Annotated in this window: 13 protein-coding genes and 1 riboswitch; of the genes, 10 read left to right on the top strand and 3 right to left on the bottom strand. The window is 55.6% G+C overall.

Translation table 11 applies throughout. The annotated features are described in order from the left end of the window. Positions 1-5: 5 nt before the first annotated feature. Both ACO6TI_RS22755 and ACO6TI_RS22750 read right to left on the bottom strand, forming a co-directional pair. Positions 6-1,430: a circularly permuted type 2 ATP-grasp protein gene (locus ACO6TI_RS22755; RefSeq protein WP_029061810.1), complete on the bottom strand. Its 1,425-nt coding sequence runs from the start codon at positions 1,428-1,430 to the stop codon at positions 6-8. 120 nt (positions 1,431-1,550) lie between these two features. After that, complete coding sequence (locus tag ACO6TI_RS22750) at positions 1,551-2,555, bottom strand: hypothetical protein (RefSeq protein ID WP_055115878.1); 1,005 nt, start codon at positions 2,553-2,555, stop codon at positions 1,551-1,553. 259 nt (positions 2,556-2,814) lie between these two features. Here ACO6TI_RS22750 and ACO6TI_RS22745 point away from each other — a divergent pair, with 259 nt between their 5' ends. Beyond that, positions 2,815-4,347 (top strand): acyl-CoA carboxylase subunit beta, encoded by a 1,533-nt coding sequence (locus tag ACO6TI_RS22745; RefSeq protein ID WP_029061812.1) that lies wholly within the window; start codon positions 2,815-2,817, stop codon positions 4,345-4,347. 67 nt (positions 4,348-4,414) lie between these two features. Here ACO6TI_RS22745 and ACO6TI_RS22740 read toward each other — a convergent pair whose 3' ends face one another. Beyond that, positions 4,415-4,729 (bottom strand): hypothetical protein, encoded by a 315-nt coding sequence (locus tag ACO6TI_RS22740; protein WP_029061813.1) that lies wholly within the window; start codon positions 4,727-4,729, stop codon positions 4,415-4,417. A gap of 420 nt (positions 4,730-5,149) precedes the next feature. Here ACO6TI_RS22740 and ACO6TI_RS22735 point away from each other — a divergent pair, with 420 nt between their 5' ends. From ACO6TI_RS22735 to ACO6TI_RS22695, 9 genes are all read left to right on the top strand, one after another. After that, positions 5,150-7,162, top strand: a complete 2,013-nt coding sequence (locus tag ACO6TI_RS22735; protein ID WP_422383443.1) for an acetyl-CoA carboxylase biotin carboxylase subunit — start codon at positions 5,150-5,152, stop codon at positions 7,160-7,162. Between the two features lie 94 nt (positions 7,163-7,256). Continuing rightward, positions 7,257-7,913: an HAD hydrolase-like protein gene (locus tag ACO6TI_RS22730; RefSeq protein ID WP_104705372.1), complete on the top strand. Its 657-nt coding sequence runs from the start codon at positions 7,257-7,259 to the stop codon at positions 7,911-7,913. A gap of 330 nt (positions 7,914-8,243) precedes the next feature. Next, entirely contained in the window at positions 8,244-9,062 is an 819-nt protein-coding gene (locus tag ACO6TI_RS22725; RefSeq protein WP_422383442.1) for an RNA ligase family protein, read from the top strand. Next, positions 9,049-10,218, top strand: coding sequence for an AAA family ATPase (locus tag ACO6TI_RS22720; protein WP_422383441.1), 1,170 nt, complete (start codon positions 9,049-9,051; stop codon positions 10,216-10,218). The genes ACO6TI_RS22725 and ACO6TI_RS22720 overlap by 14 nt, the downstream gene beginning before the upstream one ends. A 28-nt stretch (positions 10,219-10,246) precedes the next feature. Then, complete coding sequence (locus ACO6TI_RS22715; RefSeq protein WP_422383440.1) at positions 10,247-10,483, top strand: hypothetical protein; 237 nt, start codon at positions 10,247-10,249, stop codon at positions 10,481-10,483. Between the two features lie 51 nt (positions 10,484-10,534). Continuing rightward, a riboswitch (FMN riboswitch) is annotated at positions 10,535-10,688 on the top strand. A gap of 77 nt (positions 10,689-10,765) precedes the next feature. Then, positions 10,766-11,680: a DMT family transporter gene (locus tag ACO6TI_RS22710; RefSeq protein WP_422383439.1), complete on the top strand. Its 915-nt coding sequence runs from the start codon at positions 10,766-10,768 to the stop codon at positions 11,678-11,680. An 80-nt stretch (positions 11,681-11,760) separates the two neighbouring features. Then, on the top strand, positions 11,761-12,045 hold the full coding sequence (locus ACO6TI_RS22705; protein ID WP_108876080.1) for an acylphosphatase: 285 nt from the start codon (positions 11,761-11,763) through the stop codon (positions 12,043-12,045). A gap of 143 nt (positions 12,046-12,188) precedes the next feature. Continuing rightward, positions 12,189-13,409, top strand: a complete 1,221-nt coding sequence (locus tag ACO6TI_RS22700) for an NAD-dependent epimerase/dehydratase family protein (protein ID WP_196876638.1) — start codon at positions 12,189-12,191, stop codon at positions 13,407-13,409. Between the two features lie 10 nt (positions 13,410-13,419). Further along, on the top strand, positions 13,420-14,286 hold the full coding sequence (locus ACO6TI_RS22695) for a glycosyltransferase (RefSeq protein WP_422383438.1): 867 nt from the start codon (positions 13,420-13,422) through the stop codon (positions 14,284-14,286).

Here is a 14,286-nt window from a genome sequence, read left to right as displayed (position 1 = left end):
AACAGTCAGTCCTCGAGTACCCAGGTGTCCTTGGTGCCGCCGCCCTGGCTTGAGTTGACGACAAGTGAGCCCTTCTTGAGGGCTACGCGGGTCAGTCCACCAGGGGTGATGCGAACCTGGTCGCCAATCAGAACGAAGGGCCTTAGATCCACATGGCGCGGCGCGACACCGGATGCCACATGTGTCGGACAGGCGGAAAGTGCCAGGGTGGGCTGCGCGATGTAGTTTGAAGGCGTGGCCTCCAGAACTTTCCGGAACTCCGCAATCTCGCGTTTGGACGCCGTTGGGCCTATCAACATGCCATAACCGCCCGAGCCGTGAACTTCCTTGACGACGATCTTCTCCAGATTGTCGAGAACGTAAGCCAGATCATCCGCTCTTGAGCAATTCCAGGTCGGGACATTCTTCAGTATCGGTTTCTGTCCCGTGTAGAACTCGATGATATCAGGAACGTAGGCGTAGATTGCCTTGTCGTCAGCAATGCCGGTTCCGGGCGCGTTGCAGATCGTGACATTGCCGGCCCGATAGGCATCGAACAGCCCGGGAACGCCCAGCATGCTGTCCGGATTGAAGGTGAGGGGGTCAAGGAAGGCGTCGTCGATGCGCCGGTAGATGACATCCACCTGTTCCGGTTCGCGGGTCGTACGCATGAAGACCTTGCCGGCATCGACGAACAGATCGCGTCCCTCGACCAGTTCCACACCCATGGAGTCGGCAAGAAAGGCGTGTTCGAAATATGCGGAATTGTAGATGCCGGGGGTCAATAATACGATCGTTTGCGCCGACTTCGACGGGTCGGGCGCGACACTCTCCAATGTCCTTCGCAACAATTCGGGATATTGCTCGACCGGTGCAACGCGGTGCGTCTGAAAGAGTTCGGGAAACAGACGCATCATGGTTTCCCGGTTTTCCATCATGTAGGAAACGCCGGATGGCGTGCGGGTGTTGTCTTCCAGAACGTAGAATTCGTTTTCGGAAACACGTACGAGATCGGTTCCGATTATGTGCGCATAGACCTTGCGTGCCGGGGTGAACCCGGCCATTTCAGGCAGAAATGCTTCGTTCTGCAGGATAAGGTCTGCCGGTATTCGGCCCGCCCTGAGGATCTCCTGACGATGATAGATGTCGTGCATGAAAGCGTTCAGGGCGCGAACGCGCTGATCGATGCCGGCAGAAAGCCTGCGCCATTCCGAAGCAGAGATGATACGGGGTATGGGGTCGAACGGTATCAAACGTTCGGTTGCTTCCTGCGCGCCGTAGACTGCGAAGGTAATTCCGAGTCGGCGGAATACCATTTCCGCATCCCGGCTTTTTTTGGTCAGAAAATTTGCCGGTTTATCTTCGAGCCACGTGGCCAGCCTTGAATAGGGCGAGCGTGCGCCACCGGCATCGTCGAGCATTTCATTGAAGAAAGTCCGATCGTCCGCCATTGCCTCCCCTTAGCCTTGTTTGCTTGTTTCGCAATCATGGCAAAATTCCGGGAGGTGTCAAAGAACATTCTCGCGGCGCAGTTGCCCAGTGTTTAGGCAGTCATGTCACTCAGAAGACATCTAGTCTCTGTAACTGGCTGTGCCTTCGACCTTTGTGAATTGTCCCTTGCTGTCCACATGGACCTTCATTGTGTCGTCGGCACTCCAATAGGCGTAGTTGGTGAACTTGAAGATTTTCGGATAAATGGTCAGCTTGCCGCTTTTGGCGACTTCTTTCGTCTGTGTAACCGATAACATTCCGGTTTCGCTGCGCCCCGCAGGCTGGAGCTGGCTCAAGTTGATGCCGGGATGGCTGCCTTTGTTGCGGGACTGATACAGAACACCGCCGTATACCACACAATCAATATGCAGCTTGCTGCGGCCGATACTTGGACCACCTCGCGTCGGCGCCCATCTGATGTCCGGATCGATGGAAAGCCACTCCGACACGCCGAAACCGAGGTGAATGGTTGTTCCGTCCTTGACCGGAATGTCCTTCATTTGCATGTAGACCGCACCGCCCTTGTTCTCGACCGAATACTTAGGAGAAATGTAATTCCAGCCGATTTCGTTATCGAGCAGATGCAGCTTCTGCCATTCATAAAAGATACCGGCGCCGGCGGAAACGGAAAGAGGGGTGGGGAGCAGATTGAATTGCGGTCCGGATTTAACGACACCAAGATCGTTTGTAATGTATTGAGCCAATCGCTTGCCGGATTCCTGAACGGCCCACTCGCCGGTCTTTTTGCCCGCATGCTTCATGACTTCCTTGAAAAGCTTGGCCCCGGACTTGATGCTGGCGTCCAGATCTCCAACCAATGACGCTTCCCAATCGACACCTGACGACGTGATGCCGTCCATCTCCCTTTCGGTCTTGCACCCGGTCACCAGCAGCAAGGCAAAAGCTGATCCGATCTCAGCCATGATGCCGGCTCTTTTTCCGACCACGAGCACCTGTACGGGCAACCGCTTGCTTCCCATGTTCCAGAGATCGAATTGAAAGACACTGCCACCGGCGAGTACCGAACCGGAAAATCCACCACCCAAAAGGGCGATCCAGGTCGTGTCGGGGTTATATAAAGACATTTCAAATCCTCCTGCGGGGCTGCAAAGGCCGCCCTAATTCACATGATAAAACCTCGGAAAATGAACAATTACGCTGCGTCAGACCCGATAATCCTATCCCCTTCGGCAAAACACAACGGTGTAACGAAAACCTTTGTAAATTTCCCTCAAATTCGCCGGGTTTTGAGGATTGACGTAGTCTCCCATAAGCCCATGTGCTGACTTTGCCTTGAACCTGGAACATGTTACGGCCTCTGTGAATGAGAATTGGGAGGACCGGATGAAAGAAGTTCTGGCCGAATTGGAACAGCGGCGTGACACGGCTCGACTTGGTGGTGGTCAACGCCGGATAGATTCGCAGCACTCCAAAGGCAAGCTGACGGCGCGTGAACGGATCGAGGTCCTGCTCGACGAAGGGTCCTTCGAAGAATTCGACATGTTCAAGCAGCATCGCTGTACCGAATTCGGTATGGAAGAGCAGCACATTCCTGGCGATGGCGTTGTGACAGGCTGGGGCACGGTCAATGGACGCACCGTTTATGTGTTTTCCAAGGATTTTACCGTTTTCGGCGGATCGCTGTCGGAAACGCATGCCGAAAAGATTACCAAGCTGCAGGACATGGCACTCCGCAACAGGGCGCCGATCATCGGCTTGTTCGATGCAGGCGGCGCGCGCATTCAGGAAGGCGTCGCGGCGCTGGGCGGCTATGGTGAAGTGTTTCAGCGCAATGTGCTGGCGTCCGGAGTGATCCCTCAGATTTCCCTGATCATGGGGCCATGTGCCGGTGGCGATGTTTATTCGCCCGCCATGACCGATTTCATTTTCATGGTGCGTGACACGTCTTACATGTTCGTCACCGGGCCCGATGTCGTGAAGACCGTGACCAATGAAACCGTGACCGCTGAAGAACTCGGCGGAGCTTCTGTTCACACCGCGAAATCATCGATAGCTGACGGAGCTTTTGACAACGATGTCGAGGCACTCCTGGAGATGCGCCGGCTGATCGATTTCCTGCCGATGAACAATCAGGCAGACCTGCCGGAATTGACACATTTCGATGACCCGGATCGCATCGACACGAGCCTGGATACACTTATCCCTGACAATCCGAACAAGCCGTATGACATGCGCGAACTTGTCCTGAAGACTGTCGATGAAGGTGACTTCTTCGAGATCCAGAAGAATTTTGCCGGCAATATCATTACCGGGTTCGGGCGCATGGAAGGCCGGTCGGTCGGGATCATCGCAAACCAGCCGATGGTGCTTGCAGGTGTGCTGGATTCCGACGCCAGCCGGAAAGCCGCACGTTTCGTACGTTTTTGCGACTGTTTCAACATACCGATCGTGACTTTTGTCGACGTTCCCGGATTCCTCCCTGGAACCGCGCAGGAATATGGCGGTCTGATCAAACACGGCGCCAAGTTGTTGTTTGCTTACGCCGAGGCGACGGTGCCGAAAATTACGGTGATCACCCGAAAGGCCTACGGCGGTGCTTACGACGTGATGAGCTCAAAGCATATTCGTGGCGATCTGAACTATGCCTGGCCAAGTGCGGAAATTGCGGTGATGGGAGCCAAGGGCGCGGTTGAAATTCTCTATCGTTCCGAATTGGGTGACACAGACAGGATTGCTCAACGGACGAAGGACTACGAAGACCGTTTCGCAAATCCGTTTGTGGCAGCAGAGCGCGGCTATATCGACGATGTCATCCGACCGCATTCAACGCGGAGGCGTGTTGCCAAAGGGCTGGCCTTGCTGCGGTCAAAACAAGACGAGATGCCGTGGAAAAAGCACGACAATATTCCGCTCTGAACACAGGGCCTTGATTTCCAGGACAGTGACTAACGAATGCGGGCCGGTTCAACCGGCCCGTTTCGCATCAGTTCCAGCGATTGAAGCCGCCTCGCGGGAAAAGCGGTTCCTTGCATTCGTAGGCGACCGGACATTTGCGATGGTCGCGTGTCGGGCCATACTGAACGAAAAGTTCCTGATTGAAGTCGCAGTAACTTCTGTTCGAGACAAACATCGAATAGGTGTGTTGACCGGTTGTAAAAACCACGGCGCCATGCTGTCTCACCATATTCTGTGCCTGCTGGCAGGACATCTGGCGCAGGTCCGGCCTGGCTTCGGCGGCGGTTGCCATAAAGATGCTTCCGAGCATTAGAGCAACGGTCGCTAAACGGTACTTTTTCATCTCTGCCTCCGTTGGTGTCTGGCTTTGAAAAGACAAGCCCAACCCCATTTCGGGTTTCAGACTTCACCCTGTCATAAAACTAGTCACGCCCGTTCAGGGGCGCTCTACACTTTCAAGTGTGCTTTAGGCATTGTGTAATTAGTGTGATCGGCGCCACATAAAGTGCCATTTAACCGACTGATGCACCAGCGTAAGTTTCCTCTCGAGCCGCTTGAATGCCAATGTCGGCCACTACCTGGCTCGCGCCTGGCGCACGCGGGGTAAATCCTGAAGGTCGTCGGCATGTACGTGGCAGCGGCACTGGTTCTTTCCCGCACCTATCCCAGCCATCCGTATTACCACCTCTCGCCCTTTGGATAAGTTGCGCTGGTTTGGTGTGCGGCCTACAAACGAGAAAATGATCCAGTTGGGTGGAAATACATGTTTTCGAAAATTCTTGTTGCCAACCGGGGCGAGATCGCTTGCCGGGTCATGAAAACGGCGCGGCGCATGGGGATCAGCACTGTCGCGGTCTACTCGGACGCGGATCGGGATGCGCTTCATGTCGAATTGGCAGATGAGGCCGTCCATATTGGCCCGGCGACGGCAGCGGAGTCCTACCTGGTCGCCGAAAAAATCATCGAGGCCTGCAAGCAGACCGGTGCCGAGGCCGTGCATCCCGGTTACGGCTTCTTGTCGGAGCGGTCCAGCTTTCCCGGCGCTCTGGCGAAAGAAGGCATTGTCTGGATTGGCCCCAATACCAGGGCGATCGAGGCGATGGGCGACAAGATCGAGTCCAAGAAATTCGCCAACGCCGCAAATGTGAGCACGGTTCCCGGGCATCTTGGTGTCATCGAGACACCCGAGCAGGCCGTCGAAATCGCAAAGGACATCGGTTTTCCGGTCATGATCAAGGCATCGGCCGGCGGTGGCGGCAAGGGCATGAGAATTGCCTGGAACGCCGACGAAGTAAGGGACGGTTACGCCAGATCGAAATCGGAAGCTGCGTCTTCCTTCGGCGACGACCGGGTCTTTATCGAGAAGTTCATTGAAAACCCGCGGCACATTGAAATTCAGGTTCTGGGCGACAAGCACGGCAACGCGATTTACCTTGGTGAACGTGAGTGTTCCATTCAGCGGCGGAACCAGAAAGTGATAGAGGAAGCTCCATCACCGCTTCTGGACGAGGAAACCCGCCGAAAGATGGGCGAGCAGGCCGTGGCTCTTGCCAAGGCCGTCGACTATGACAGTGCCGGAACTGTCGAATTTGTTGCAGGACAGGACAAAAGCTTTTTCTTCCTGGAAATGAACACGCGCCTGCAGGTAGAGCATCCGGTTACCGAACTGATTACCGGTGTCGATCTCGTGGAGCAGATGATCCGTGTCGCGGCCGGTGAAAAACTCGCCCTGACCCAGGATGAGGTGCAATTGAACGGCTGGTCGGTTGAAAGCCGCATCTATGCGGAAGACCCTTACCGCAATTTCCTTCCCTCCATAGGGCGTCTTGTCCGGTACCAGCCGCCAGAAGAAGTCGCCGGCGAGGATGTGACGATCCGCAACGATACGGGTGTCGTCGAGGGGTCGGAAATTTCCATGTTCTACGATCCGATGATCGCCAAGCTGATCACGCATGCTCCGACCCGGGATGAAGCGATCGATGCGATGAGTTCCGCGCTTGATGCTTTCTATGTCGATGGCATCCAGCACAATGTCCCGTTCCTGACCGCCTTGATGAACCATCCACGCTGGCGCTCGGGAGAACTTGCAACGAGTTTCATCGCCGATGAATATCCGGACGGGTTCTTGCCGGCAGTTCCGGACGATCCCGCGTATTCGGTGCTTGCCGCGGTCGCCTTGTCTATGGGTGCCCTGGAACGAGAACGGCTCGACCATCTTCCCGGACGGCTCCGGCCGCATTCAGGGGATGTTCGAGAGGATTGGGTCGTCAAACTGGACAAGACCTACGTGCCCATCCGGCTCGCCGCCGGGTTCCCGGGCACACCGGTCGAACTGGATGTTGCCATCGGTGACGGTCCGATCATGAATGTCGAATCTGACTGGTGTCCCGGTGATGTTCTCTGGTCCGGGAAAGTCGGCTCCAGGGATGTGACAGTGCAGGTGCGGCCGGTCACCGGCGGATACCGCCTCGATTGGCAGGGTTATTCCGTTGTCGCGAGTGTGATGACGCCGCGTGTTGCAGAGCTTGACGGGTTGATGCCGGAGAAATTGCCACCGGACACATCCAGGATGCTGCTCTGTCCGATGCCAGGGCTCGTTGTATCTATCGCGGTGGAAGAAGGCCAGGAAGTCAAGGCGGGCGAACAGCTGGCGGTCGTCGAGGCAATGAAGATGGAAAACGTGCTCCGTGCTGAGCGCGACTGCGTGATTTCTGCCATCAAGGCGACGCCGGGAGACAGTCTCGCCGTTGACGCCGTCATCATGGAATTTTCCTGACGCGAAAGATTGACAGGGTCTTCTTTCCGGTTCTAATGCAGCGGCCCGCGACACTTCTGTCCGGGCCGATTCCATCGGTAGTCATCGAGGTTCCATGCCTTACAAGACCCTGTTGTTCGATCTTGATGGTACACTCACAGATCCATTTGACGGCATTACACGGTCCATCCAGTACGCACTGGAAAAGATGGACGCGCCTGTGCCCGAGGCAAAGGATCTTCACTGGTGTATTGGCCCTCCGCTCTGGGAGAGTTTCGAGGTTTTGCTGAACACGGGTGATCGCTCGGTGCAGGATAGAGCGGTTGCTTACTACCGGGAGCGGTATACGGTTTCGGGGCTTTACGAAAACACGCTTATCGACGGGATTACCAACCTGCTCGAGGCGTTGCGAAAGGCCGGTCTTGATCTCCACGTGTGTACCTCGAAGCCGCATGCCTATGCGGGAAAAATTGTCGAACATTTCGACATGATGCCGCATTTCGGCAAGGTCTACGGTTCCGAATTGAGCGGACACCGGTCCGCCAAGGCAGACCTTATCGCCCATATTCTGGAAGAAGAGAGACTATCTGCCGCGCAAACGTTGATGATCGGTGATCGAAAGCATGACCTTATCGGGGCAAATGCGAACGGCGTTGCCGGTATCGGTGTTCTCTGGGGCTATGGAAGTCGTGAGGAACTGGAAGGGGAAGGGCCGGTTCTGGTCGCGGCAAAGCCCTCCGAAATCCTGCAACACGTGCAGAAAGCGGCTTGATTCCAGACGTTCCATCCGGAAAGTGCAAGATTTTGTCTGTTGCCAATTCTCCTCATGTTGCAGGCAATTGGACATTGCAGACCATGTCCGGCTTTTCGCAACACTCTGATCATTGTAGAAGAGCAGGGACAAACAACTCGAATTTTTGAGCATTCAAGATGTAATCCGCTCGCGCACTTTGCCAAAAACAAGTCGATCCGAAAGATAGGGATTGACGATTTTGCAATACCGGACGTCAGACCAGACAAGTTGTTCAACGCCTGTTAATACAGCGAATGATGACGCTTGACCAATTGGGTTGATTTTGTCCGGACAAGATCGAGCGATATCATGGAACTTGTGAAATACCCGCGTACGCGGCACCTGGAGGGGTCGCGTCTTCAGCAGGGTGACATTGGAGAAGACAAGCCTGTCACAGAACTGGCGGGCATACCCGTTGTTGTCGAAGAAAAGATCGACGGTGCCAACTGTGCTGTTTCCTTCAGTGCAAATGGAGAACTGCGCCTTCAAAGTCGCGGCCACTACCTGACCGGCGGTCATCGCGAACGCCATTTCAACCTCCTCAAAACATGGGCATCCATTCACGCTTCGGCATTCCGCGAAGTGCTTGGAACGCGGTACATCATGTTTGGTGAGTGGCTCTATGCCAAACATACGAGCTTCTACGATCGGCTGCCGCACTACTTTCTCGAGTTTGATGTCTACGACCGGGAAGAAGCCCGTTTTCTCAGTACCACTGGTCGAAGAAACCTGCTCGGAGGGCTTCCCGTCATGCCGGTGCCAGTTGTTCATGACGGACAACTGACCTCTGCCGCGCAAGTGGAGAAACTGGTGAAGCCGTCTCTCTACAAGTCGGCGGAATGGCAGGACGCCTTGAGCCGGGCGGCGGAAGCCTCGAAAAACCGGCTTGATATGGTCGACCAGCAAACGGAAGACAGCGATCTCGCGGAAGGTCTCTACATCAAGACGGAAGATGAGAGATTTGTTCTGGACAGGTTCAAATTTGTCAGGGGAGGGTTCATCCAAACTCTCTCAGATTCCGACAGTCACTGGCAGTCGCGACCGATCCTGCCCAATCAACTTGCCGATGGCATTGATATCTTTGCGGCGGTTCTGGGTGTGAAAGGAGCGTATGATGAGCACGAGTAAGCCTGCTCGGACCTCCTATGAGACCCTCCTTGAACTTGTACCGACCGCGCCGGTATGGAAGGTGGACTGGCAGCGGATTTGGCCGCTCTGGCAACATCTCGGTGCCCTGGACAGTTGTCCCCAGGACCCGCACCATCACGGCGAAGGCGATGTCGGAACCCATACACGTATGGTCGTGGAGGCCCTGGTGTTGCTGCAGCGTTGGCGGGACCTTTCAACCATGCAACGCTCCTGCGTTTTCTGGGCTGCGGTTTTGCACGACATAGGCAAGCCGGCGACTACGAGCTTTGAGGAAAATGGTCGCATTTCGTCGCGGGGGCATTCGAGGGTCGGTGCGCGAATCGCAAGGCATCTGTTGTGGGAAGCCGAAGCCCCGTTCGATTGGCGGGAGCAAGTCTGCGGATTGATTGTCTGCCATCAGATTCCATTCTGGCTTATCGAACGGGAAGACTGCCAAAGGCAGGCCATCAAGACCTCCTGGAAATGCCAGGCTGACCTTGTTTGTCTTCATGCCGAAGCCGACGCAATGGGTCGCATTTGTGCAGATCAGCGGTCCATTCTGGACAACGTTGCCCTGGCCGAACAGCTGTTTGAGGAAAACGGCAGTCTCCGCGAGCCGTTTGCCTTCGCCAATGACGAGAGCCGTGTTGCTTTTTTTGAAAAACAGGATCGGGATCCTTTTTTCGAAGCCTACGAAAGCTTCAAATGCAATGTCACCCTCATGTCGGGACTGCCCGGTGCGGGGAAAGACACCTGGATCCGGTCAAATCGACCTGACCTGCCTGTTGTCAGCCTCGATACGATTCGAGAAAGCATGGGCGGGCGGGCGACCGGCAACCAGGGAAGGGTGATACAGGCCGCCTACGAACTGGCGCGCTCTTATCTGCGAAAGGGACAGGACTTCGTCTGGAATGCCACCAACATCTCCGAACAACTCAGGGGCAAACCCATCCGTTTGTTCAGAGAATACGGCGCTCGCGTCGAAATCGTCTACGTGGAGCCATCATTGGCCGTGCTTTACGATCAGAACCGGAACAGGTCTGCGGCCATACCGGATACCGCATTGACCAATCTTGTGCAGAAACTTGAACCACCGGGTGAGACAGAAGCGCATGAGGTAATTCGGAATGTCGAGCACTTCTACATGATGTCGTAGATCGGGAAAGCCCGGCTACCGGAGTTGAGTGGCCACAGGTTTGTCCGGGCAGACCTGTGGCACATACTCCGGCGGCAAAGTGTTGTCTGCTGCAGACATGGCGAAGATCGGTGATCGGACACATGACCCTATCGGCGCAAATGAGAACGGCGTTGCCGGTATCGGTATTTTCTCGGGCGATGGAAGTCGAACAGAATTCGAAGCCGAGAATCCGGTTCTGATTGCCAAGAACCCTACCGATATTTCAGTGATACTGAAAAAGTAGCCCGACTGGCATTGTCACTCATGCTTTTCCCGGATAGATAAGCCGTAAGAGAACAGTTCTCGGGGCGGGGTGAAAGTCCCCACCGGCGGTATCAGGGAAACCTGGAGCCCGCGAGCGCCTTGGCAGGTTCAGCGAATGCCGAGGGTCAGCAGATCCGGTGAGATGCCGGGGCCGACGGTTATAGTCCGGATGATAGAGAACTTGGTTACGGTCCGACTTTCGGATCCGCTGACACGTGTCTTTTGAGACTGTTCTGGACGAACAACTGGAACGAGATGGACAATGTCGGCACAATACAATTTTTCCTCCAGGAAACCGCTGTTCGCAGCATTGGCAATGGTCGGGGCGGGCGCGTCCTTCGCACTTGTCAACGGTGCCCTTCAGGCATCGACGATGCAACTCGGGGTGTCATCGACTTCCGCAGCTTTCTGGCAATATGCAATCGGCCTGGCCGTGGCGTTGCCCTGGGTTTTGCGTCGCGGTGTTACCGCCTTGAAAACACAACAAATCGGCTGGCATCTGTTCCGCGGTTTTCTCGCGGTGATCGGAATCCAGTTGTGGGTCGCCGGCCTTGCACGCGTTGAGATCTGGCAGGCCATCGCACTCGTCATGACATCCCCTTTCTTCGTCATCATTGGCGCGAAACTGTTCTTTCAAGAGCGCGTTGGCCCGGTTCGCTGGCTTGCGACCATCGCCGGCTTCGGCGGAGGAATGGTAATTCTCGAACCGTGGACCGAGACATTCAACTGGGGCGCGTTGCTACCGCTCGGAGCCGCAGCGTTTTGGGCCGGAACATCTCTTGTGACGAAGAAACTTACGGCAAGTGAGAATGCGGATTCGATAACGGTCTATCTGCTTCTTCTTTTGACGCCGGTAAACGCCCTCCTGGCATTGGGCGAAGGAGGCCTCGTGCCACCGGGGGCAGCGCTGTGGCTGTTGGTCGGCGCCGGTATCCTGACGGTTCTGGCAAACTACCTTTTGACACTGGCCTATCAGAGTGCGGACGCGGCGTTTGTACAGCCTTTTGATCATCTGAAGTTGCCGTTGAATATCGCTGTCGGTTTCCTTGCGTTCGGTTTTGCTCCCACGGGTACCTTTTGGCCGGGAGCGCTTGTGATCGTCGGTGCGTCGCTGCTGGTCATGCTGGACGAGAAAAAACGAACGAGCTCCGAGATTGCTGCACCTGGCAAGCCTTGACCAGTTGCTATTGAACAAGTGACATTTCCGAACAAGGCGAGCTTGATTTACGATCTCCGCTTCCATTGGAAAGGGGTGCAATGTCTGACTTGTTGACCGTTCATGTGCTGATCGAAGGCCGGGTTCAAGGTGTCGGATATCGGGCCTGGTGTGCCGATGAGGCCATTGCCCGGGATCTGTCCGGCTGGGTGCGCAACTTGAAATCGGGAGCGGTGGAGGCGGTGTTTTCCGGTAACAAGGAAACAGTCTCGGATATGCTCGATGCCGTGTGGCACGGCCCGAGATTTGCCAGGGTAAGGACTGTGAACGAACTCGACGTTGTTGAGCCTTCAAACGGCCCGTTCGAGATCAGGGATACTGCGTAAGCGCCTGTGATTCCACCAAGTTGTGTATCAATTGGGAGATTTGGCATTGAATTGTCATTGAATTATCGCAATGATCTGATTTCTCGTGTGCAACAATCAGATCGGCGCTTTTGTTCTTTGCTGCCTAACTAGGGAGACTTCTCGTGAAGATTGCGATTCTCGGTGGTGACGGTTTCGTCGGATGGCCTACATCCCTGCATCTGTCCGATCAGGGCCACGAAGTTCATGTCATCGACAATCTGAGCCGCCGCTGGATCGATGCCGAGCTGGGTGTACAGTCACTCACTCCGATGGACTCCATCCAGGAGCGCACGCGCATCTGGAAGCAGGAGACTGGAAGGACAATCCATTTCCATCTGATCGACATTGCGGACGATTATGAGGTCTTCAAGGGCTGGCTGGCCGACAATCGCCCGGACGCGATCATTCATTTTGCCGAGCAGCGTGCTGCGCCCTATTCGATGAAATCGGACCAGCACAAGAACTACACCGTCAACAACAACGTCAATGCGACGCATCATCTGCTGAATGCGATGGTCGAGCTTGAACTTGACGCGCATCTGGTTCACCTCGGAACCATGGGTGTTTACGGCTATTCGAGTGTCGGTGCTGCCATTCCGGAAGGTTATCTGGATGTGGAAGTTGAGACGCTTTCGGGCGAGAAGGCCGCTCAGGAGATCCTTTATCCGGCCAATCCCGGGTCGATCTATCACATGACCAAGTGCCTCGATCAGCTTCTCTTCCAGTTCTATGCGAAAAATGACGGTCTCAGGATTACCGATCTGCACCAGGGAATCGTCTGGGGCACGCATACCGAACAGACACGGCGCCACAAACAGCTGATCAACCGGTTCGATTATGATGGCGACTATGGCACGGTGCTCAACCGGTTCCTGATCCAGGCAGCGATCGGTTATCCCCTGACCGTACATGGTACCGGAGGCCAGACCAGGGCCTTTATTCATATTCAGGATTCAGTACGCTGTATCGAACTTGCGCTGCAGAATTCACCTCAGCGCGGTGACCGTGTGAAAGTGTTCAACCAGATGACGGAAACACACCGCGTCAGGGATCTCGCGGAGCTGATTTCCCGTCTGACGGACGCAAAGGTCGCTTACTTGCCCAATCCGCGCAAAGAGGCAGCTGAAAACGATCTTGTCGTCAAAAACGGACAGTTTCTTCAGCTGGGCCTTGATCCGATCCGGCTCGAAGACGGCCTGCTTGAGGAAGTTGTCGATGTGGCCAAGGCCTTCGCCTACCGCGTCGACCGCAGCCGGGTGCCGGCGGTTTCGGCCTGGACACGGGAAATCGCCTCCGAAATCGAGCATGATCCGGAGCATCCGCGTCTGAAATCAGTTTCCTGAAGGCAGGCAGATGGTAAACGGACCTCAGTTCGATCGCCCGGCTGGTGCTCGCAATGCCTATGTGAGCCTCGTAACAAATCGGGACTACGTGCTCGGGGCAACGGCTCTCTTGAGATCGCTCCGCAGGACGAATACCGAAGCCGACCTGGTCGTGCTCTACACGCCGGGCGTCGATGATGAAGATCTTGTCGCGCTGAAGGCCTTCAAACCACGCCTGGGACGCTGCGATCGGCTGCCGACCTCCGGCGATTTCAACGAAAGGCACGAGAAAGGCCGCCTGCACAGGGCTGCGCCTTTCACGAAAGGTGGCAAGCCGGTCTTTCATACGCCGCTCGACAACTTCGTGAAACTCCGCCTGTGGCAACTTGCGGAATATGATCGCGTGGTCTTTATCGATGCCGACGCGCTGGTCCTGCAGAATTGCGACAGGCTGTTCGACTATCCCGAATTCTGCGCAGCTCCCAATGTTTATGAAGGACTTGCCGATTTTCACCGTCTCAACAGCGGTGTTTTCACCGCGCGGCCAAGCCTGGAAACTTATGAGAACATGCTGACGGCACTGGACCGGCCGGACGCATTCTGGAGGCGGACCGACCAGACTTTTCTGGAAAATCACTTTCCCGATTGGCACGGGCTGCCGGTTTTCTACAACATGCTGCAATATGTCTGGTTCAATCTGCCCGATCTCTGGAGCTGGAAGGAGATCCATATTCTCCACTACCAGTATGAAAAGCCGTGGCAGGCAGGGCACGACAAGGCCGAACGGCTTCGGCCGCTGATCGAACTCTGGCAGTCATTTGCGACGGGAGACGGCATGCCGGCGGATACGACCCGGTTGCCCGGTCCCGCGGATTGGGCCGAGCAACAGGCGTCCTGA

The organism is Roseibium album (assembly GCF_965233825.1).
GTDB classification, from domain to species: Bacteria; Pseudomonadota; Alphaproteobacteria; order Rhizobiales; family Stappiaceae; genus Roseibium; species Roseibium album.
This window is presented reverse-complemented; position numbering and strand designations above follow the sequence as displayed.